The 20,714-nt window shown below is 41.3% G+C and carries 21 protein-coding genes and 1 riboswitch; of the genes, 4 read left to right on the forward strand and 17 right to left on the reverse strand.

The window, feature by feature from the left end:
* From BLT94_RS15770 to thpR, 4 genes are all read left to right on the forward strand, one after another.
* Positions 1–614, forward strand: a 614-nt coding sequence (locus tag BLT94_RS15770; protein WP_245743149.1) for a 2Fe-2S iron-sulfur cluster-binding protein, incomplete at its 5' end; no start/stop codon positions are given.
* A gap of 133 nt (positions 615–747) precedes the next feature.
* Complete coding sequence (locus BLT94_RS15775; protein ID WP_092236193.1) at positions 748–1,917, forward strand: molybdopterin molybdotransferase MoeA; 1,170 nt, start codon at positions 748–750, stop codon at positions 1,915–1,917.
* A gap of 159 nt (positions 1,918–2,076) precedes the next feature.
* Positions 2,077–2,364 (forward strand): MoaD/ThiS family protein, encoded by a 288-nt coding sequence (locus tag BLT94_RS15780; RefSeq protein ID WP_014959681.1) that lies wholly within the window; start codon positions 2,077–2,079, stop codon positions 2,362–2,364.
* On the forward strand, positions 2,361–2,945 hold the full coding sequence (gene thpR / locus BLT94_RS15785; protein WP_014959680.1) for an RNA 2',3'-cyclic phosphodiesterase: 585 nt from the start codon (positions 2,361–2,363) through the stop codon (positions 2,943–2,945). Before BLT94_RS15780 ends, thpR begins: the two co-directional genes overlap by 4 nt.
* Here the strand turns inward: thpR and BLT94_RS15790 are convergent.
* The 17 genes from BLT94_RS15790 to BLT94_RS15870 form a co-directional block, all read right to left on the reverse strand.
* Entirely contained in the window at positions 2,942–5,224 is a 2,283-nt protein-coding gene (locus BLT94_RS15790; protein WP_092236196.1) for a FapA family protein, read from the reverse strand. The genes thpR and BLT94_RS15790 overlap by 4 nt on opposite strands.
* A gap of 150 nt (positions 5,225–5,374) precedes the next feature.
* Positions 5,375–6,838, reverse strand: a complete 1,464-nt coding sequence (locus BLT94_RS15795; protein ID WP_092236200.1) for a cobyric acid synthase — start codon at positions 6,836–6,838, stop codon at positions 5,375–5,377.
* On the reverse strand, positions 6,835–7,347 hold the full coding sequence (locus BLT94_RS15800; protein ID WP_014959677.1) for a cob(I)yrinic acid a,c-diamide adenosyltransferase: 513 nt from the start codon (positions 7,345–7,347) through the stop codon (positions 6,835–6,837). Before BLT94_RS15800 ends, BLT94_RS15795 begins: the two co-directional genes overlap by 4 nt.
* 167 nt (positions 7,348–7,514) lie before the next feature.
* Positions 7,515–8,303, reverse strand: a complete 789-nt coding sequence (cobJ, locus tag BLT94_RS15805; RefSeq protein WP_014959676.1) for a precorrin-3B C(17)-methyltransferase — start codon at positions 8,301–8,303, stop codon at positions 7,515–7,517.
* Positions 8,300–9,415 (reverse strand): cobalt-precorrin 5A hydrolase, encoded by a 1,116-nt coding sequence (locus BLT94_RS15810; RefSeq protein WP_092236203.1) that lies wholly within the window; start codon positions 9,413–9,415, stop codon positions 8,300–8,302. The genes cobJ and BLT94_RS15810 overlap by 4 nt, the downstream gene beginning before the upstream one ends.
* Positions 9,390–10,175 carry a precorrin-4 C(11)-methyltransferase gene (gene cobM / locus BLT94_RS15815; RefSeq protein WP_092236206.1) on the reverse strand — a complete coding sequence of 262 codons (786 nt, stop codon included), beginning with the start codon at positions 10,173–10,175 and terminating at the stop codon, positions 9,390–9,392. The genes BLT94_RS15810 and cobM overlap by 26 nt, the downstream gene beginning before the upstream one ends.
* A 5-nt stretch (positions 10,176–10,180) precedes the next feature.
* Entirely contained in the window at positions 10,181–11,419 is a 1,239-nt protein-coding gene (cbiE, locus tag BLT94_RS15820) for a precorrin-6y C5,15-methyltransferase (decarboxylating) subunit CbiE (RefSeq protein ID WP_092236209.1), read from the reverse strand.
* Between the two features lies 1 nt (position 11,420).
* Complete coding sequence (locus tag BLT94_RS15825; protein ID WP_092236212.1) at positions 11,421–12,488, reverse strand: nucleoside recognition protein; 1,068 nt, start codon at positions 12,486–12,488, stop codon at positions 11,421–11,423.
* Complete coding sequence (gene cobI / locus BLT94_RS15830) at positions 12,485–13,192, reverse strand: precorrin-2 C(20)-methyltransferase (RefSeq protein ID WP_245743150.1); 708 nt, start codon at positions 13,190–13,192, stop codon at positions 12,485–12,487. Before cobI ends, BLT94_RS15825 begins: the two co-directional genes overlap by 4 nt.
* Complete coding sequence (locus BLT94_RS15835; protein ID WP_245743151.1) at positions 13,189–14,178, reverse strand: ABC transporter substrate-binding protein; 990 nt, start codon at positions 14,176–14,178, stop codon at positions 13,189–13,191. The genes cobI and BLT94_RS15835 overlap by 4 nt, the downstream gene beginning before the upstream one ends.
* The gene (locus BLT94_RS15840) at positions 14,111–14,887 is read right to left on the reverse strand and encodes an ABC transporter ATP-binding protein (RefSeq protein ID WP_092236218.1); all 777 of its coding nucleotides are present in this window, start codon (positions 14,885–14,887) and stop codon (positions 14,111–14,113) included. Before BLT94_RS15840 ends, BLT94_RS15835 begins: the two co-directional genes overlap by 68 nt.
* 7 nt (positions 14,888–14,894) lie before the next feature.
* Complete coding sequence (locus BLT94_RS15845; protein WP_407641564.1) at positions 14,895–15,938, reverse strand: FecCD family ABC transporter permease; 1,044 nt, start codon at positions 15,936–15,938, stop codon at positions 14,895–14,897.
* Between the two features lie 14 nt (positions 15,939–15,952).
* Complete coding sequence (locus BLT94_RS15850; RefSeq protein WP_139169050.1) at positions 15,953–16,228, reverse strand: hypothetical protein; 276 nt, start codon at positions 16,226–16,228, stop codon at positions 15,953–15,955.
* A gap of 135 nt (positions 16,229–16,363) precedes the next feature.
* Positions 16,364–16,556, reverse strand: a riboswitch (cobalamin riboswitch).
* A gap of 152 nt (positions 16,557–16,708) precedes the next feature.
* Positions 16,709–18,430, reverse strand: coding sequence for an adenine deaminase (gene ade, locus BLT94_RS15855; protein WP_092236227.1), 1,722 nt, complete (start codon positions 18,428–18,430; stop codon positions 16,709–16,711).
* Positions 18,431–18,445: 15 nt separating this feature from the next.
* On the reverse strand, positions 18,446–19,240 hold the full coding sequence (locus BLT94_RS15860) for an ABC transporter permease (RefSeq protein WP_092236230.1): 795 nt from the start codon (positions 19,238–19,240) through the stop codon (positions 18,446–18,448).
* A 1-nt stretch (position 19,241) separates the two neighbouring features.
* Positions 19,242–19,853, reverse strand: a complete 612-nt coding sequence (locus tag BLT94_RS15865) for an ABC transporter ATP-binding protein (protein WP_092236233.1) — start codon at positions 19,851–19,853, stop codon at positions 19,242–19,244.
* Positions 19,854–19,874: 21 nt separating this feature from the next.
* Positions 19,875–20,714: a hypothetical protein gene (locus BLT94_RS15870; protein WP_092236235.1), complete on the reverse strand. Its 840-nt coding sequence runs from the start codon at positions 20,712–20,714 to the stop codon at positions 19,875–19,877.

The following is a 20,714-nucleotide window of genomic DNA, read 5'->3' on the forward strand; positions in this document are numbered from 1 at the left end:
AGCAAAGTAAAATGAGTGAAATCCAATTTGAAATTGATGGAAAACAAGTAAAGGCAACGGAAGGGATGACCGTTCTGGAGGCAGCTCAAAATGAAGGGATATATATCCCCACTCTCTGTCACCATGAAAAATTGGAACCATTCGGGGGATGCCGCGTCTGCATCGTGGAAGTAGAAGTTCGCGGCTGGACAAAGCTCGTTGTTTCCTGCGTTTATCCTGTGGAAGAAAATATAATTGTCAGGACCAGGTCTGAAAAGGTCGACAGAATCAGAAAAACCATCATAGAACTGCTGATGGCTCATGCTCCGGATTCTCCGGAACTGATGGAAATGGCAAAAGAGTATGGTGCTGTTGCAGACCGGTATGAAAAAGATCCTTCTTTTTGTGTTCACTGCGGTCTTTGTGTCAGATACTGTGCGGAAGTGGCACAAAAACATGCCCTTGGGTTTGTTGACAGGGGAATAAACAAAGAGATCAGCTTTATACCTGAAATAGCGGCTGTAGAGTGTAACGATTGCAAAGAATGCTTTCCTTTATGCCCGACTTCCTATCTCCAGGCTGCTTTTGTGCTGGCACAATCTCTTTCTTTTCCTGAAACTGAACCAAAAAAATAGGATACAAAAAAACAGGATTAATCTGCAAAAATTTTACAGGGAAGTAAAATTAAGGAACATTAATAATTGAGTGCAGGAATAAGTACAAGCTTTTACCAGGTGCTTCACTGTAATAATAAAGGAGGTTTTCAGCATGATTGATATTAAGAAGGTTCAAAAACAGATCTTGGAAGCAACTCCTGTTTTGGGACGCGAAAGTGTACCAATTCTTGATGCGGTCAGAAGAGTTCTTGTTCAGGATATCATTGTTGCAGAAGATCTTCCGGCATCGGATATTTCAGCAATGGACGGTTATGCTGTAAGTCATACTTCCCTCCGCAGTGTTTCAAAACAAAACCCGGCATATTTTAAAATAATCGGAGAATCACCAGCAGGAAAGCCTTGTGGTGCAATTGTAAAAGAAGGTGAAGCAGTTAGAATAATGACCGGAGGATTGGTTCCCGAAGGTGCGGATACCGTCGTAAAGGTGGAGGACACTATTGAAGAAGACGGCTATGTCATTTGCAGCATTGATCCGGGATGTGGTGAGGGCATTCGCTTTAAAGGAGAGTCCCTGCAAACAGGAGAGGTCGTTCTTCATGCAGGAGATGTTATCAGTCCGCTGGAGGTGGGGGCGCTTGCAAGCCTGCGGCGAGCCTATGTATATGTTCATCGCAAACCCCTTGTGGCTATTCTCTCAACAGGTGATGAACTCTCTGACTTCCATGAACCGCCCTCGCCTTCAAAAGCCATGTGTTCAAATCTTTATGCCCTGGCAGCACAAGTTGTTGAAGCCGGTGCAAAGCCCCTGTGTATAGGTATTGTTCAAGACGATTTAGAGGAGCTGCAAAGCCAGTTGTATGAAGCGCTCCATGCAGATGTTATTATCACATCCGGCGGCACCTCCAAAGGCAAGTATGACCTGGTTCATAAGGCTTTCTCTTCTTTGGATATGAAAATGAAATTCACCAATATCTTTGACAAACCGGGAAAACCAACCGTATTCGGGACAATAAGAAAAAAACTGGTTTTTGGATTACCCGGGAACCCTTCGGCTACAATGCTCTCATTTGAACAATTCATAAGACCAGCACTTCTTAAAATGATGGGCTTTCAAAACATATCAAATGCCTCACATAATACAAATGATCCATTTTCTCTTATTGACTCATTCAACTATGGACAAGGAGGTAACAAAGAACATCATCGGGCACCCCAGATTCCTTTGGGAAAGACTTTGTCAGGAAATGATAATAAATATTTGAAAAAAAAAAAACAGGTATGTAACACCATGCCGGGGTGCTTGAAGATAGTCGGTCGCTGAAATGCCGCTTTAAAAAATATCCAATTAAAAATTATTGTGAATCTGCAACATTCCTTATATTATAATCTCAACTTTCGGAATTGATAAAATTGTCCGAAAGTTGAGATTATAGTCTGTCTATACATGGTTAAACTAAAATAGAAAGATCATAAGGATATCATGCCGATTATCACATTTAATGCTTTTTCATTTTTGCAAAAAAAATTAAAACAAAAACAGATCGACTATTCCAATGTTATCATGAAAGTGGAACAGGGAACCACTGCAATGGATTTGATCCGGCAAGTTCAATTAACGCCTGAAGAGGTTGAGGCTGTGTTTGTTAATGGAAGGGTTGCCGCTTTTGATACAATCCTCCGGGAAAACGACCGTGTTGCCCTGATACCACCCGGGACTCCCGGGCCTTACAGGGTGATGCTGGGATTTAAAAATAAAAAGTTACAATGAACTCAGACAACAGACATATCCGCGCTTTTATTGCCATATCACTTCCTGACGAAATAAAAGGTTTTTTACATGATATTCAGAAACAATTGCGCAAATCAGGTATCAAGGCATCCTGGCCAAAACCTGCTGCCATGCATTTAACCCTGAAGTTTATTGGTGCCTTTCCTGTCAGCAAAATTGATACCCTCAAAACAATCATGATACGGGAGGCAGGCAGAATACCGGTTCATACTTTGTTTGCAGCAGGGATAGGTGTGTTTCCCTCGGTAAAAAATACCAGGGTCATCTGGTCCGGGACAAGAGGTCAGACAGATATTTTGGAAAACCTTGCCAACCAATTGGAAAACAGTCTTTTCAAAGAAATGAGAATAAAAAAAAACAACCAAAGATTTGCCCCTCACTTAACCTTGGCAAGAATCAAACAGCCGGTTTTTCCCAAAAAAATGGTCAGGCTGATAGAGGACTTTAAGGATGTTCAATCAGATGAGTTTCGGGTTTCCAAAGTCAAACTTTTCCAGAGCGAATTGACCGCTTGCGGTGCTGTTCATCAACTTGTTTTTTCCGCGCCATTAAAAAATTAATTTTTTTGAATCGCCATTTGATACCCTTTTGTTGAATGGGGTGTTTCAAAAGCCAAAAAACCATTCATCTCTTTTTCTATTTCCAATGATGAAAAAATTCCCTTTAACAGGGTTCCCGGAAATGCTTTATGGTTTATTTTTATCTGCGGATTGTTTTTTTGTTTTTTTGTCCATTCAAAAAATACAGCAAGGTCCATTTGACGTTCAAAAATTTTTCTTTTTATTTCCGGTTCAAGGTTTTTGATTTTTTTTTCAAGGATTGCACTTTGTTTTTCATATTCCTTTTTTGTCTTGTTTAATTCTTTTAGCAAAGAGATAGACGAAATCATTCTTTTTTCAAAATTATTTATCAAGACTGCAATGTTTTTTAAGTTTTCCTTTTTAAAGACATCATTTTTTCTTTTGAATTCAGCCGCAAGTTTTTGTTTTTTATTTTTTGCGCGATCATGAAAAATTTTTAGTTCAACCATTTTTTGAAACGTTTTTTTTGCAGAACGTTCCTGATCGTCTTTTTTCTCTTTTAATTCATCCACATGCCGGCTGATGTTTTTTATTTCAAGATTAATCTGCCCGGCTTTTTTAAGGATATGATGTTCGCTTCCAGCTCCGAGGATGCACGCTTTTGTTCTATTGTTTCCAGCACCGGCAAGCTCAATGCCTTTTTTAGCATACAAAATTGAAGAGATGACCCGGCATTGGCCTGAATTGATTTTACCACTGCAAAAAATATGGGAATCAATAATCTCATTGGCAATATAAACATTGCCAAAAGTTTCTATCCTGCAATTATGGAGATAAGCCGCATGAATATCGCCCTGGGCGCTGATGACGGCATCGGTTATCCCCACATGGGATTTGACATTTCCCGTGGCAACGATACGAGCCCCTCTGATTTCTCTTGCATTAACCTGTCCTGCGGTTATAGGATATGCACCGGTTAAAACACCTGAGATATTTAAATTCGCATAATTTTCAAGAGGTCCATATCTGAGGTCTGCATCTTCAAGAACATTAATGGTTGAATGAATGTATAATTTTCTTTCAACAGACAGGCACACAAAGCCTGTCTTGACTGCAAAAGCCTTTGCATGGGCATTTTTGTTGTCTTTTAAAAACCGGGTTCCGCTGGCACACCTGAAAAAAAGGTCATGAGCTTTGGGTTGCTCTATATTGTTTCCAAACACATTTTTTTTTAAATATGTTCCCTCTTCCAGACGCTGCTCTGCCAATAAAGCACCTTTTTTTGTAGGTTCAGTATCTGTTTTGCCGGTATCAAAATGGTACAAGACATTTTTGTTCGTTAATACATCTGAAGCAAGCCCCTGTTTTGCTGCGACAAACTCATTATTTTTCAAATCAAGATTGCATTGAAGAATGGCATCCGTATAAACTCCATATTTGACTCCCTTTGTCTCAAGAGCATCCTTGATATCTTGCAGACAGACATTCTCAGGTTCCTTGCTGATTTTAACCACAGCTTCCATTTGATCCTGGCCAATATGGACATGTACCCCGGAATCCGTGACAAAGCCACTGTTTTTTTTAATCTGCTCCTGTTCTTTTAAGATCAGGTTTCTTTGTTCTTTGGTTAAATAATTTAATTCAACCATGATATCGCCAAGAATTCGAATTTTCTTTTCTTTTTCAAATTCATCTGCCTGGACTTTTTGGGCGATCTTCACTTCCCGTTTTGAGCAAAAGCCCTTCTCAATAACACATGCGGCAAATTCCTGATCCAATACCTTTGTTTTTAAAAATTGTTTTTCATAGTCTGAAAGATCTATATCTTGATCAATGGGGCGGTCACCATCCTGATCCACTCTTTTTGAGGGATCAGTTGTAAAAGTTTTCCTTGCCCTGGTATCAAGAAAATCCTGTTCTTTGAGTATCTCATTTTTCTGTTTGAGTGTCAGAACCCTTGACTCAACCAGAATATCTCCGATCAGTTTTTTGATTTTAGACTGCCTGAATTCTTTTTTCTGCATTTCAAGGGCACGGTCTACATCGTCCTGGCTGACAAAGCCTTGTTCAACGGCAATTTGACCAAATGTTTCCCCTTGTTTTCTAACGACAAGATATTCTTGAATCAGTTTCAAAAGTCCGACCTGGTATCGGGTTATAAATTTCTGGCTTAAAAGCAGTTTTTCATAGCCGATTGGATTATCGTTATTGCGCTTAAGGGCGTACAGACGACGAACATGATTGAATTGTTCATCATTGATGGTACCGTATTTCAGGGCAAGTTCAGCCAGAGATGGAATTTGATTCGATTGTTCCAAAGTTTTTTATTTTTTGGGGACAGGTTTCAACTCTGTCCTCTTTCCTTTTGTGTTAAATTTCTTTATCAATATAGATAAAGAATTTACAAAAGAATGTAAACCATTTCAAAAGTATTAAATCACATTTAAAACAAAAGGCTTATTTCCTGTCTAAAAGATGTGGCTTAAGTCAATGTGGGCTTCAAAATGTTCCTTTAAAAGGGCATAATCGTATTCTTTTTGTGAAACCATGTCATCATATGGAGTTTTGAAGTCCAATCCTATGGTATTCAACCATTTTGATAAAATTTGCGGAGAATCAAAAAAACCGTGCATATATGTTCCGGCAACCCTGCTGTTTTCAGACAGGCATCCATCCGTGTCTGTGCAGGAAATTAAATTTCTTGAACTGACCTCCAGCAAAGCGGCTCCCGCGGTTAATGTGGTATATCCCATGTGGATTTCATATCCTTTGCCTTTGGCACCCTGCCATTGAAAATCACTTAAGGTGGTTGTTTTGGGTGCCTTTAACACGGTTTGAACCGGCAAAAGACACAGTGCGGTTGTTTTTCCCGGCCTGCCTTCCAGCCCGTCAGGGTCATCTACAAACTCGCCCAGCATTTGATATCCGCCGCAAATTCCCAAAATATGTCCATTTGAGCGGTTATACTCTTCAAGAGGGGTTTTAAAATTTTTGATCAACCATTGAAGATCTTCCCGGGTATTTTTTGATCCCGGAATAATGACCGCCTTAAATTTTGACAATTGGTCGGGCTTGTCAATAAAAATGGTTTGAATATCCTTTATTTTTGACAGGGCGTGAAAATCCGTAAAATTTGCAATATGTGGCAGCCGGATGATACCGATTGCCGGCATATCAGGTTTAAAGTCTTTAAAATCATTGCATTGCTCAATTTCCACAGAATCTTCCGCATCAATCTTAAAATGGGTGTACCAGGGCAAGACCCCCAAAACCTGTTTGCCTGTCTGTTTTTCAATCCACTCAACCCCGTCGTTGAACAGGGCAATATCCCCTCTGAACCGGTTGATTATAAATCCTTTGACCATTTGGCAATATTTTTCCGGCAGGCATGCAAGAGTGCCGACAAGTTGTGCAAACACCCCTCCCCTGTGGATATCAGCCACAAGAATAACATCTGCATCAGCATATTCCGCCATGGCAAAATTCACGATATCATTGGGCATCAGGTTAACTTCAGCACATGATCCGGCGCCTTCCAGGATGACCCGGTCATACTGTTGTGCAAGGCGGTCAAAAGCCTGGCACGCCTTTTCAAAATAAAATCCTTTGTTTCGATGATAATCCATTGCTGTCTGGTCACCATGAACTTTCCCATTGAGAATCACCTGGGATTGCTTCTCACCTGTGGGCTTTAAAAGAATGGGATTCATATTGACGTGAGGAGCAATTTTTGAGGCCTCTGCCTGAACAATCTGAGCCCTTCCCATTTCAAGGCCTTCCGGGGTGATGCCCGAATTATTGGACATATTCTGAGCCTTAAAGGGTGCAACCTTTATTCCTTGATCTGCAAGCGATCTGCAAAGTGCTGCGGCAACAATGCTTTTTCCGACATCAGAGCCGGTTCCAAGAATGGCGATATTTTTTTTCATCATTTTTCTATTCCAACCCTGGCTGCAACGCCTTGTTTATAATAATGCTTGATCTCTTTCATCTCCGTCACAAGATCTGCTCGTTCAATCACTTTTTGGGTGGCTCCCCGGCCTGTTATAACCAATTCAACATTATCTGGTTTCATGTCCATCAATTCAAGAAGCTGTTTTTCCGATATCAGATTGCAACTGACCGCAACATTGCCTTCTTCTGCAATCACCACGTCATGGTTGTTTTGTTTTAAAATATCGCATAATTTGAGATACCCTGCAGCACCGGCCACAATGTCATCATCAGAAGGTTTTCCCTTAACAAATTTTCCAAGGCCGTATTGTTCCACCGTGATATTCTCAAATTTGGACAGGGCTTTGATTTCAGAATAGTCCCCTTTTTTTAAAAACTGAACAATATAGACGGAAAGCCCGGCACCGGCTGCCCTGAGTGCAAGTCCCAGGCCGGCCGTTGTTTTGCCTTTACCATTGCCCGTGTACACTTGAATATATCCTTTCACAACATCTCTCCTATTGTTTATATGAAAGTCTTCAAAAATCCAAACAATGACTTTCATGTTTTGTTGTGGGCAAATCTGAGCGAAAGACCAGGTCTGCCCGTGGCAGTTTTTAAAAACAGCACAGATTCAATATCTATCTCCGTCAATATCTATATTTTCAATATTTTTTAAATATCGTATTTTTTTGCATACCCTCTGGGTGTAAACAAAAAATCCATATAGCGGACAGAAGCACTGGAGCCGATAAACACGACCGTCTGCATTCCGACATCCGCTCTATCCATTTCATCCAGAGTTGTAAAGGTAACATTCTGATTTTCTCTCATGGCTCCGGTGACAATTCCAACCGGTGTTGATCCGTCCCTGTGTTCCAATATCAGTTCCTGGGCCCTTTTTAACTGCCAGTCCCTTTTTTTGCTTTTCGGGTTATACAATACAATGACAAAGTCCGCCATGGCAGCACAAGTCAGGCGTTTTTCAATTTTTTCCCAGGGGGTGAGCAGATCGCTCAAAGAAATAGCAGCAAAATCATGGGTCAACGGTGCCCCTGCCAATGCCGCACCTGCTGCCAGAGCAGGAATTCCCGGAACAATTTCAAGAGCCAGCCCTTTGTCGCCATCAGGATTGTTTTCTTTATCCTGTGATCTGACAAGCTTGATGCCCCGCTGTTGACAGATTTCAAAAACAAGGCCCGCCATGGCGTAAATACCAGGATCTCCCCCTGAAACAAGGGCGCATGATTTACCGGCCAGGGCCTGTTCAATGGCTTTTTCAACCCTGTCCACCTCTTTCATCATACCTGTGGATATAATTTCCTTGTCTTTGACAAGATCATCAATCAACTCAATGTACGTCGTATATCCTGCTACACAATCGACCTGTTTGATAATATCAACTGCTCTTTGGGACATATAGTCAATATTCCCCGGGCCTGTGCCGATCACATAAAGGTTCATTGTTTTATTGCCACTGCAATGGTGACATCCTTGTTTTTCTTCTTTGGAACAATCAGTTGCCCGTTGCCGGCTGAAAGAATCGCTGCTGCTTCGCATACACTCTTAACTCCTAAATGTTTCTCAACCATCTTTGATGGGGTTTGAATTGTCTTGACTGAATTTAATTTGTTTTTATCATAAAAATCTATTTGAATCTTCATCTCTTGTGAAAGGGCCAGCAAACCGATTTCATCTTTTTTAATATCACTTGTTGCAAATCGAAAAATACTGTTAACGGACAGGCCTTGTTGCTTAAGAACTGAGATTAAAAACGCCTTAATATCTTCACAGCATGTCCCCCTGTTGCATCCAATGCCGACGGTTAAAACCCGCGGCCTTAAAACAAGTGTTTCACATGAAACATCTTTGGTTTCATATGAACAAAATACTGTTCCCGATTCACCTTCCGATACATTCCCTATATCATCTATTGCTTGATCATCTATTTTTTTATTCCAGTTGACTGCATCTATCCTGAAAGATTCAGGTAAATTATTTTTAACACACCCGAAAGGATCATACAGTCTCACCTTGGCACCCTTTAAAAATGCCATGTTGACATGCTTGATATTCTGGGGCGTTTCAATATAAAGGCCCTGCTCTTTTGCAATCATATCAATGGACGGCAGCCGGTTGGTGTCAGTGGCAGTCGTAATAACAGGGATTGCATTTATAATATCGGCGATTTGTTTTGCCAGATGATTTGCGCCCCCCATATGACCGGAAACAAGACTTATGGCATAATTTGCATTATCATCGACCACGACAACAGCCGGGTCAATCATTTTTGATTTCAACAACGGAGCAATCATTCTAACTGCAATTCCGGTTGAAAATATAAAGATGTGTCCCCCAAAGGCACTGAATTGAAGATGAATCTCTTTGGATAATTTTTTAAACGCAATGATATTTTTGTCATTGTCATTGTCTTGCACAATGCTGGCAGACACAAAAAGAGTGCTTCCCTGGACTGACTTCTGAATTTTTTGACCCAGAATTTTTCCATTGGGGGTAATGCTCCATATGGCTAAACCGCCAAAAAAAAATTTATTTTTCAGCGTTTCGATAGCCATGGGAAAATGTTGAATCGTATAATTTTGATTTTAAAATATCCCGGCCCAGGACGCAGGCTTCAACGGATTTTCCGACAATAATCAGGGCATGCCGTGTGATCTCATTGTCTTCGCAAGTTTTCACAAGCTTGCTGATCTTTGTGTAGACAATTTTCTCTTCAGGATGGCTCACTTTATAGGCCACTGCACACAAGGCGTCTTTCCCGTAATGTTTTTCCAGAATTTCTTGAACCTTTATAGCATGACCGATGCTCAGATAAATGGCCATTGATGACTGATGGGATGCCAGTTTCTCAAGGTTTTCCGAGTCCGGAACCGGTGTTCTTCCCGATATTCTGGTAAGAATCAAGGTCTGGGTGACCTCGGGAAGTGTATATTCCATGTTCATTTTTGCTGATGCGGCAAATGCGGCTGTTACACCCGGAATCACTTCATAAGGAATATTGAGTTTTTCAAGCTCCCGCATCTGTTCAAAAATAGCACCATAAAGGGACGGGTCACCTGTATGAAGACGAACCACTTTCTTTCCTCTGGCGTGATATTCGCTGATGGTATCAACAATTTTTTTTAAATCCATACCCGCGCTTGATTGGGTTTTTGTATCATTGCCCTTCCAGCACAGCACTGCTTCAGGCACCAATGATCCCGCATAAATGATCAGGTCTGCTGTTTTCAAAGCATTCATGGATTTAACCGTAATGAGATCAGGATCACCAGGTCCTGCACCGGCAAAAACAACCGTATTTTGATCTTTTTTCATATAAATTACCTTATTTCTGGTTTTGAGCCTGAAATAATCCAGACCGGATTTAATGCCTCGAGTCGATCTCCAAAAGGCATTATTTTTGATCTGGACACCTGGATTTGAACCACATCAGGATCAAAGTTCTTTTCTTTTAAAAGCCTTAACGCAATTTCCATATTTTGCAACAAAACCGTATTAACGACGATAATACCAAAAGCGGCAAGTTTGCCGGCAGATACTGTTATAATCTGCTCAAGGCCTTGCCCCCCGCCGCCAATAAAAATTCGATCCGGACGCGTCAACTCTTCCATCCCTTCAGGAAAGGCAGTATTCATTATCTGAACATTGGAACAATTAAATTTTTTGATATTATGAGCAATGTCACAAATACGGCCCGGATGTTTCTCAACAGCATATACACGGCCCAAAGGAATCTGTAAGGAGGCTTCAATACCAACAGAGCCTGAGCCTGCGCCAATATCCCACAGCACATGATCTTTTCTGGTTAATTTTAATTTGGACAAAGTAATGCTTCGAATTTCAGACTTTGTAATGAGTCCGTTGGAATGTTTAAACGCAAAATCAGTCATGCCGATATGTGTTTCATGTGAAACATGATTGGTTTCTTGTTCCTGTTTTTTAAGAATAACAATATTGGGCTGTAAAAATGTATGGTTTTTTACCTGGTCAATATTGTCAATCCATGTGATCTTTTCTTCATCTTTGTCACCAAGCTTTTCGATTACGCAAAACCTGAAATCATGCAAATTGTATTTCATCAGACCTGCTGCAATATATTGGGGATTCATCTGAGGATTGGTAAGAAAAGCAACCTTTTGTTCACAAGCCAAAGATCCAAAAGAAAAAAAAGCCTTTTGTTTGTCGTGAAGACTGATAATTTTTGCATCGTGCCAGGGTTCTTTTATGGCGGCAAATGCAGCCGCAATAGATGAAACATTTGAGTGAACCGTTAAATATTGTTTGTCAAAATGCCTGGTTAATGTGGAGCCAATTCCATAAAACAAAGGATCTCCTGAAGCCAGAACAGCAATTTTATGACGGTTCATTTTATCTTTAATAGCTTCAATAACGCTGTTCATGTCGGCTTTGACCGTGATCTTTTGTTTGTCAGGACAGTCAAACATCTCAAGATGACGTTTGCCGCCAACCAGCACATCACATGCCTTGATTATATCAAGATGTTTTTGGGTAAGATCTTCCCTGCCCTGTCCGATACCGATAATGTCTATTGGATACATATCATGCCACCATATAATAAAGGGTTCCCATCAACACAATACTCAACACCCTGAACACCTGACCCGACAACAACAATTGCAGGCCCATTTTGGGAGAAAAAATCCCCATATACCTGGGAAGCTGATGCCGAAGAGCCCTGATGGGAAATGCCAGGACATTACCAAGCAAAAGGGCAATAACCGTCTGTTTCACACTGATAACCCCGGCATCCATCAATGCCCCGGCAGCCGCAAACCCGGATGTGAATTCAGCGGCAAAACTTAAAATAACCACGGACAAAGACTCCACCGGCATGATGTTCACCGTGACAACACCTGCAAGGGCCTGGTTCAGGTAATCAAAAAAACCATTGATATTGAGTATAAACACAAGGGTATAAATCGGTAAAACCCATACGACAATATTAATGATACGCCCGGGCAGCTTTGTCCTGATGCTTTTCAGTATGGATCTGATCTCTTTTTTGTTTGTTTTATTATTTTGTTTTTCAAGGCTGCCTGAATGCATCTGTTCGCTTTGAAAATTTTTGTGGGGTTTAAGGTATAGCCTGCCGAACACAAGAAAACAAATGGTTCTTAAAAGCGTTGCCATAAAAGTAATTATAAAATAAAGCGCCCCGGCATAACCGGTTAAGGGAAGAACAATAAAAACAGTGGTTGGCAGGTGCAAAAAAAACGCCGGGAACTGGTTGATATAGTTTGACAAAAACAATTGAATTTTGCTGATTTTTTTGTCTTCATAAAAATCCAACAGCATGGCATTGGCAGTGGCACCGGAAATAAACGCGGTTGTAAAAGCTGCGCTGCACTGGTTCCCAAGATTTGAAAACCTGAAAAACGGCCTGGCAAGAACAGCCACATGCCTTGTCCAGCCAAGGCTTTCTATCAGTTGTCCCGCTAAAAGCCCGATAACAATAAAGGATAGAAGTCTGAATAAGGGTATACCCAGCTTTTTCAAACAGATCGAAAGACTGACAGTATCAAAATAGTTCAGGCTGAAAATAAGACAGACCAGCGTAAAACATACTGAAATGCCAAGTCTCTTATATTTTACATCACCTTGTTTCATTTAGAGGCCAGGATCAATGTCCAGTAATCAGGTGTTCGTTTTTCCAGGGCATCAATATTTTCAATGATCTGCTCATTTTCACGACCGCACTTTGAAACCGCCACGCACCTGTTGTCAAGACCGGTTTCCTTCAAGGCTTTATTGATATCTTCAATATTTTTATAGGCTTTTACAATGGCAACATTTTCAACACTTCCGGCATGCCTTATCCTGTCACCGCCAAATGCACCCGATGTCACAAGCAAAGACTCTTCTCCTTCAACCAGTATCCGGTTCAACCGTGCTGATGCTGCATGAAAAGATGTAATGCCGGGTATGGTTTCAATGTTTGCATCCGGCATTACGCATTTCATTTTCTTTAAAATATACCCAAAAGTGGAATATGTGGTGGGATCTCCCAATGTCAGAAAAACAGCTTTTTTTCCTTGTTTCAACACCTGTGCAATCTGACTTGCATTCTTGATCCATGCGCTTTCAACTTCCTTGACATCCTTGCTCATTGGAAAAAACAGTTTTTCAATCGAAGCATCAGATGAAATATAGGGAGATGCAATCTCAACCGCCAGGCTATAGGTGTTTTTTGTTGACGCTGCCGTAAAAATAATATCAGCTTCTTTGATAACCCTTACCGCTTTTACCGTTATAAGTTCGGGATCACCTGGCCCCACACCCACACCGAACAATTTTCCAACATTCTCCATCATTGTTCCTCTTTAAGCTTTTCTTGCGTGAAAATATTTGGATAAAGGCATTTTCCAATTTCTATGATCCCATTATAAAGCCTGGGAACAGGCCGGGAAACGATATTTTCATCTATCAAGAATATTTGATTGTTTTTTATAGCCTTAATAATATTAAACCCTGGTTCTTTTTTTATCTGTTCAATGTTCACAGCATTCATCACCCCTTTTTGGGCAAGGAACACATCAATTTGTGACCCTTTGGCAAGTATCTGTTCTTTTCCATAAACGGCAATATTGGTGTTTCTGGATGCTTTTGCATCAGAAGCTACATTGATTCCGCCGGCGGTTTCAAGAGCAAAAATGGGCATGGCTCCTTGTGTGAATGTTTTCATCCGTGTATGAATGGCCTGGAAATAGACCCTTTTTCTGGGATGAATTCCTTGGGTCAATGTTTGGATATATGCTGTTTTTTCCTTAAACTTTTGCACCATCTGTTCCGCCTGCAGCTTTCTTCCCGTCAACAGGCCCAATGCCAGCCAATAGTCATACATCTCCTTTATACCGGAAGGCTGAAGAGATACCACGGTAATACCTGATTTTTCAAGCCGCCGGATCAATTTTGGATAGCCATTGTCAATCATGGGCCGTATCAGAACAAGATCAGGCATATACGCTAAAAATTTTTCAGGATCATCATGATATGAAAACTTTATTTTTTTATCAACCTGTGGAGGAAACGTGTCATTAATGCAAACCCCCACAATCTGGTTTTCCAGGTTCAAATGATACAAATTTTCCGTATGAGCGCCATAAAGACTGACAATCCTGGTAAACGGGCTTGAAAAAACAATCCTGCGGCCTTTTTTATCTGTCAGGGTTACAGCCCGCACTTGAGCAGATAAGACCAGGACAATAAAAAGCAAAATTCCTGTTATGGTTTTAAATCGACGGATAATACACCTGCTTTGCTTGAACATGAATATTGAATTCAACAATGGATGCCACATCAAAGACCTCTTTAATGGTCTCTTGTGTCAGTACATCCTGGGAATTTCCAAATGCGCTTATCTTACCATTTTTGAGCATCAGCAACGAATCAGACCAAGTTGAGGCCAGGTTCAAATCGTGGAATACACTGATCACAATTTTGTTTTTTTCTTTTACAGACTGTTTGACCAGCTGCAGCATGTGCAGGGTATGGTTGATGTCCATATTGGAAAACGCTTCATCCAACAAAAGAATCGGCGTATCCTGGCACAGGGCACGGGCAAACACACACCTTTGTCTTTCCCCTCCTGACAATTCATTGATTTTCCTGTCATGCAAATGATGGATGCCACAAACCTGCATCATTTCCTCCACCTGTTTCACATCATTGTAAGAAGGATGTGAAAATCTTGGTATATAAGGATGTCGCCCCATCATTACCACGTCTTTTACACTGAATGGAAAATTTATTGTATGGTCCTGGGAAACAAGGGCAATCTTTTTTGAAATCTCTTTTTTTGAAAGAGACAAAACAGGTGCCTGATCAATATCAATATGTCCGGTATCAGGTTTTAAAAAACCTGATATCAAATCCAGAAGAGTGGTCTTTCCACTGCCGTTAGGGCCGAGAATAGAATAAAAACTTCCCGACACAAAAGAACAGCTTATGTTTTTGATGATCCGGTCACGGTCATAGGCAAAGCACAGGTCGTTTAGTGTTAACTTCATACGTTGCCTATTTAAACCTGTTCTTTTTAAAAATCCAGCAAAAAACAGGACCGCCTGTCAGGGCTGTCAAAACGCCAATGGGTATTTCATGGGGAAGGACTGCCCGGGTAATTGTATCGGCCAGTAACAATAAAAAGGCCCCTGCCAGCATGGATAAGGGAATAAGTTTCCGGTTGTCAGGCCCTGTGATAAACCTGACCGTATGCGGAACCAGCAAACCCACAAACCCTATAATACCTGAAACAGAAACACAGATGGCCGCCAGCATTGAACCGGTTATCAACAAGATTAAAGTCGTTTTTTTCAAATCAACACCAAGGCTTGTGGCGGATTTAGCCCCAAGTGCGACCAGGTTCAGATCACGGGCAAAAAATATTGAAACAAACAGACCAATCAACAGAAAAATTACAACAACAACAAAATCAAACCAGGTTTTGGAAGCAAAACTTCCCATAAGCCAGAAAATAATGACCGAGACCTGTTCATTGGCAATAAATTTTAAAAAACTGATACCGGCAGAAAGTATTGCAGCGACAATAATTCCGGATAAAATCAAATTGTTGGAGGATAGCCCGGCCATGGGGTTTTTTGATGAATAAGATAAAAAGATGACCACAAACAAAGTAACACAAGCACCTGTAAAGGCAAAAGCCGGAACGGAAACAAAGGCTGCACTTAAGTTTAATAATATGGCAATACTTGCACCAAATGCTGCTCCAGCTGATACGCCAAGGGTATAGGGATCGGCCAGGGGATTTAGCAATATGCCCTGAAACAAACTCCCGGATACGGCAAGTGCCGCCCCGACAGCGGTACAGGTTAATATTCTTGGAAGCCGCACATCAAACAGAACAGCCAGATAGGTTTCACTGGCATTTCCCATGATTTGATGACCGGTCAATTTTCCATAAAGAATGCTGATAATATCAACCATTGGAATCCTGATATATCCCATGGAAAGCGAAATAAGGATCATTAAAACAAGAAAAAGGGAGAAAAGGACCACCAGATATCCTATTCTCCCCTTTGATATGGCAACCGGTATACTCAAATTTTTGCCATAATCTACAGGCCTGCACCTGAAGCTTTTGCAGCATCTTTTATACAAGACACAAAAAGATTTGCGAACTGATTATTAAATTCGGCACTAAAGTTTTGTTCTACTTGGTTAAGGTCGTTCCGGTACTGTTCAAATTGTTCCATATGAAACAGATGGGCGGATTGAGCTGCTTCCGGCGAGGCTGTGATAAAATTTGCAACAATAGTAGATTTGGCTTGGAGGGTTGAACATAAAATCAGGCCCAGAAAGAGAATCAGTACAATAAATTTAAATTTTTTCATAACATTTCCTCGGTTATTATCAATATTAATAACACGAAACTGGGCATAAACAAAAAAACCCATATCAGAAACTGTCTGATATGGGAACCGTTTTTATCCTCATTTTCTTGATCTGCCCAAGTCCTCGCAAGCAACACGACCAAAGGTTTTCAGGCAGGCTTTCTGACTTCCGGATCAATTGAGTCGTCACCCCTTCCCGTTAACTCCAACTTATTGAACAGTGGCAATAGTGACGTTCATCCCCGATTACAGCGGCGGGTCCGCTCCTGATTTTCACAGGATTTCCTTTTGACTGCACCTAAGCAGCACCTGAAACCTTTGATAAAATAGATGGATTCTACAACGGTGTCAAGAAAAACTTCATATCTTTATCAATTTTTTCAAATACATATAAAAACTCCAGGGTTCTTTTTTTCCGTCAAGGTCAAAATAAAAAAACAACGGCGGGTTTGTATGATGGTTCAAATGACGTTATCATGCCTATTTGATGCAATCATCTGCAAACAAAGACGTGACGGCAAATTTTTCAACATCAACAAGTCCTAAGTCGGTTATTTTCAGCTTTGGAACCGGTGACAGACATAAAAATGATAAAATCATAAACAATGACGGGTGGTCACTTCCCAATATTTTCACCTTTTGTTTTAAGATTTTCAAATCAGCAGCTGTTTTCTCAAAACTATTATTGGACAGCAAACCTGCAACAGGCAAAGGCAAATCAGCGACCACCTGATTATTATCAACAACAACCAGTCCTCCCTGCATTTTTTTTATCCGTTGAAAAGCTGCAAACATATCCACATCATTGGTTCCGGCTATCACAATATTATGGGCGTCATGAGCAACCGTTGACCCGATTGCCCCTCGCTTGAGTCCAAGCCCCCTGACAAAGGCTTTTCCTATCCGGCCCGTAGCATTGTGTCTTTCTATGACAACGATTTTGAGAATATCACGGCTGATATCTGATTCAATATAATTGTTTTTAATCCTGGCAGTGGCAATAAATTTATCCGTTACAATCTGACCTTGCAGGATATCAATGACACGGATCTTGCTGCCTGCCGCAGGAATTTTGAAATCTGCCCGGCTCAGTTCGCCAGGATTCATTGTCCCCCTTAACTTGGGGATTTTATGAAGAGGGCGGCAAATCAATGACTGATTTTTCAAAACAGGCACACCTTTTTTATATACAGCCTCGATTTTCACCTGTTTATAATCAGAGAGCAAAACAAAATCCGCCCAAAAGCGGGGTTTTATTGCCCCTATATTCCTCAGCCCATAGTGATTTGCAGTGTTGATGGTGGCAATCTGATAAGCGGTTATGGGAGCCATTCCCAAAGAGATAGATTTTCTCAGTGAATGATCAATATGCCCTTCTTCCAGCAGGTCATCAGGATGTTTATCATCCGTGGCAAAGGAAAAGTGCCATGAATTTTCTTTTGTTACAATGCCGATCAAATCTTCCAGGTTTCTTTCCGAAGTACCTTCCCGGATTAAAATGTGCATGCCCTTTTGAAGTTTTTCCTTGGCTTCTTTAGCAGATGTTGATTCATGGTCGCTGTCAATTCTGGAAAATATATACGCATTCAAATCTTTTGCGCTGATACCCGGAGCATGCCCGTCTATTTTTTTCCATTTGGCCGCGGCAATGCGTTGATGGACTTCTTCATCACCATTAATGACCGCAGGATAATTCATCATTTCACCGATTCCGGCCACCCCTTGCTTGTGTATCAGGGCGCACAAGTCCTTGTGACCGATATTGGCACCTGAAGTTTCAAGCGGTGTGGCCGGTACGCATGACGGCAGCATGACAAACACATCCAAAGGAACCTGTTTGATACTGTCCAGGACATACCGAATTCCTTCCAGCCCCAGCACATTGGCAATTTCATGAGGATCTATTATTACCGCAGTGGTTCCCCGCTGCAGCACGGCCCGTGAAAATTCAGGAAGTGTCAGCATGGTGCTTTCAAAATGCATATGCCCGTCAATAAAACCGGGTGACATGTAAAGACCCTGGGCATCAATGATTTTTTTTGCATCATACTCGCCAAACCCGATAAAGCGGCCGTCACATACAGCAACATTCCCGGTATGAATCTCACCGGAAATAACATTGATAACCCGTACATTTTTTATCAGTAAATCCGCGGGCACCTCTCCTCTTGCCACAGCCAGATTGTGCAAAAAATTTTTCATCCTCCCCCCTCCCCTTTAAACTTTGGAAACAAAAATATCCTGATTCAACACATCAAGGGCATTAAAACCAACCTTTAAAGAAAACAAAACAGACAATATGACACAAAAATATCCTGTGTAGAAAATGGAAAACATAATGGCAATCTGGTATTTGATGGCCACAATGGGAATGGAGCCGCCAAGGATCTGCCCGGTCATCATGCCCGGCAACGAGACAAGGCCTATGGTTGCCATGGTCGCCATGGTCGGTGTAACGGCGGCTAAAAAACTTTGTCTGAAATAGGGTTTTAATGCCTGAATGCGGCTGCACAATAAAGACAAAGAATAAAGATAAACTTTTTCATCCCTCCTTATTCCAGAGTAAAAATTATTCAACACGATAATGATACTTCTCAGGCAATTGCCAAGCAGCATGCCCCCAATGGGAATCATATATTTTGCTTCAAACAGATTATCAATTCTCACCACTGCCGCATTAAAAAAAAACAGCATAATGGTAAACGGGAACAGCAGGGCAAAAAATACAGGGATAAAAAATTTTCTGAGTTTCAGGTTGCTGGACTTTAAAATTGACTGACAGGCAATTGCTATCATGATCAGCAGATAAGCCGTGTTTAAAACCGGTGAATTGAACTTGAATAAAAATTCAAGATAAACCCCGACAAAACTCAATTGTATACACATCCTGACAATAGAAGTGATCATGGTTTTGTTTATCTCAAGCCCCAGATGCCGATTGATATAAAAAACCGGAACAAGAAAAATCAAAAATGAGGCAAGAGAAAAAATACTAAGATCCAAAGCACCCAATTTACATCCACCTCACTGTTGTAACCCCAGGGTTATTCTTCCAGACATCATCATGGGAAACAATTATAATTGTTTTATTCTGATCAAGAATCCAATCGACCACTTTTTTTTTCATATTATCATCAAGAGCCGAGGTAGGCTCATCCAAAAGCCATACGGGACGATCCAGAAGAAAACAGATTAACAGGCCCATTCTTTGTCGCTCTCCGCCTGATAAATTTTTGACGTTCTGCTCAAGCAGCATATGATTCAATTCTAAAAATTCCATGAAAGACTCTAATTTTTTTTTGTTCAGGTCTTTTTTCCGGTTCCGGGTGAAAATCTCATCTATAATATTGCATACCTGATCATTTCTCAGATCAATGTCCTGGCTCAGATAAAAAATGAGTTCTCGGATCTGTTTAATATGAAATTTATCAATTGTTTGCCCGTTAATAGTCACCACACCCTGGTCAACCTGTTCAAATCCCAAAAGAATTTTAAACAGGGTTGTTTTGCCTGCACCTGATTTTCCCTGAATCAAAACTTTTTCATTTTTCATGACAGACAGGTTTAAACCGGAAAAAATATCATTACCATCCCGGTTCAAGTATACAAACTCAAGCTTGATCATTCTGTGTCACCTTGATATCCGTTACCGGGCAATTCCGGGCAGGTTTTTTTCTTTTTTCCACTGGTAGGACAGGCCGTCCGGGTCTTTGGGGATCTGGTTCAACAATCTCGCCCCGACAAGATCGTCAAGGCTGTCAGGGAAAGATCCTGTCTGTTCCTTGTACGCTGTTGCCGCTTTCATCATCACGGCCAGGTTTTTCATGCGGACCGCTTTTTTGGCATACAGGGTCTTGAGGTTGGGGTTGTCGGTATGGTCCATCATGGCTTTCATGGCCATTGCCGCCTGATGGAAATTGCCGCTTCTCTGCATTGCCGACACCATGAGGCCGAGAAACTGCCTGGGGGCATCCGGCTTGTTGTAAGCCTCCCACATGTATTTTGAGGCTGTTTCAAAATCCCCCTGCCGGTTATAATAACCGAATCCGGCCCAGAACGGCAGCTCCCAGGCATCCGGGAACACCTTCATTCCTTTTTTTAATATGGGTTCTGCAAGTTTTACATCATCATGGTAATGCACAAGACCCATGGCTGAAAACAGGTAGGCTGTAAAGAATTTAGGGTCCAGATCGGTTATCACATCCATGATCCTGTAGGCCCATTGGCTGTCAAAATCAATAAAATTCGGTTTCCACATCATGCTTCCCGAGTGGAGGTTGACCTGGATAAACAGCATGTCCGCAAGAAATCCAGGATGATCCAGGGCAATCAGGTGGCTCAGCCGGGAATCAACGATCAGTTTGACTTCCGGTTTTATGGCAAACGGATAAAGGTGCATCCGGGCATATCCAAGGCCAAAGGCCGCCAGGATAAGAAGAACTCCCACACCCTTCATGATTCGGTTTTTGGACTGTTTTGCCGGCAT

Origin of the sequence: Desulfobacula phenolica (assembly GCF_900105645.1) — a bacterium.
GTDB classification, from domain to species: Bacteria; Desulfobacterota; Desulfobacteria; order Desulfobacterales; family Desulfobacteraceae; genus Desulfobacula; species Desulfobacula toluolica.

What these genes read in the sequence shown, in the direction of transcription:
- thpR (WP_014959680.1), top strand. Translation starts at nt 2,361, where the DNA reads ATGAACTCAGACAACAGACATATCCGCGCTTTTATTGCCATATCACTT.
- BLT94_RS15840 (WP_092236218.1), bottom strand. Translation starts at nt 14,887, where the DNA reads ATGAAGTTAACACTAAACGACCTGTGCTTTGCCTATGACCGTGACCGG.
- BLT94_RS15825 (WP_092236212.1), bottom strand. Translation starts at nt 12,488, where the DNA reads ATGAAACAAGGTGATGTAAAATATAAGAGACTTGGCATTTCAGTATGT.
- cobJ (WP_014959676.1), bottom strand. Translation starts at nt 8,303, where the DNA reads ATGAACCTTTATGTGATCGGCACAGGCCCGGGGAATATTGACTATATG.
- BLT94_RS15870 (WP_092236235.1), bottom strand. Translation starts at nt 20,714, where the DNA reads ATGCCGGCAAAACAGTCCAAAAACCGAATCATGAAGGGTGTGGGAGTT.
- BLT94_RS15775 (WP_092236193.1), top strand. Translation starts at nt 748, where the DNA reads ATGATTGATATTAAGAAGGTTCAAAAACAGATCTTGGAAGCAACTCCT.
- cobM (WP_092236206.1), bottom strand. Translation starts at nt 10,175, where the DNA reads ATGAAAAAAGATCAAAATACGGTTGTTTTTGCCGGTGCAGGACCTGGT.
- BLT94_RS15865 (WP_092236233.1), bottom strand. Translation starts at nt 19,853, where the DNA reads ATGATCAAGCTTGAGTTTGTATACTTGAACCGGGATGGTAATGATATT.
- BLT94_RS15835 (WP_245743151.1), bottom strand. Translation starts at nt 14,178, where the DNA reads ATGTGGCATCCATTGTTGAATTCAATATTCATGTTCAAGCAAAGCAGG.
- BLT94_RS15795 (WP_092236200.1), bottom strand. Translation starts at nt 6,838, where the DNA reads ATGATGAAAAAAAATATCGCCATTCTTGGAACCGGCTCTGATGTCGGA.
- BLT94_RS15810 (WP_092236203.1), bottom strand. Translation starts at nt 9,415, where the DNA reads ATGGCTATCGAAACGCTGAAAAATAAATTTTTTTTTGGCGGTTTAGCC.
- cobI (WP_245743150.1), bottom strand. Translation starts at nt 13,192, where the DNA reads ATGATGGAGAATGTTGGAAAATTGTTCGGTGTGGGTGTGGGGCCAGGT.
- cbiE (WP_092236209.1), bottom strand. Translation starts at nt 11,419, where the DNA reads ATGTATCCAATAGACATTATCGGTATCGGACAGGGCAGGGAAGATCTT.
- BLT94_RS15850 (WP_139169050.1), bottom strand. Translation starts at nt 16,228, where the DNA reads ATGAAAAAATTTAAATTTATTGTACTGATTCTCTTTCTGGGCCTGATT.
- ade (WP_092236227.1), bottom strand. Translation starts at nt 18,430, where the DNA reads ATGAAAAATTTTTTGCACAATCTGGCTGTGGCAAGAGGAGAGGTGCCC.
- BLT94_RS15780 (WP_014959681.1), top strand. Translation starts at nt 2,077, where the DNA reads ATGCCGATTATCACATTTAATGCTTTTTCATTTTTGCAAAAAAAATTA.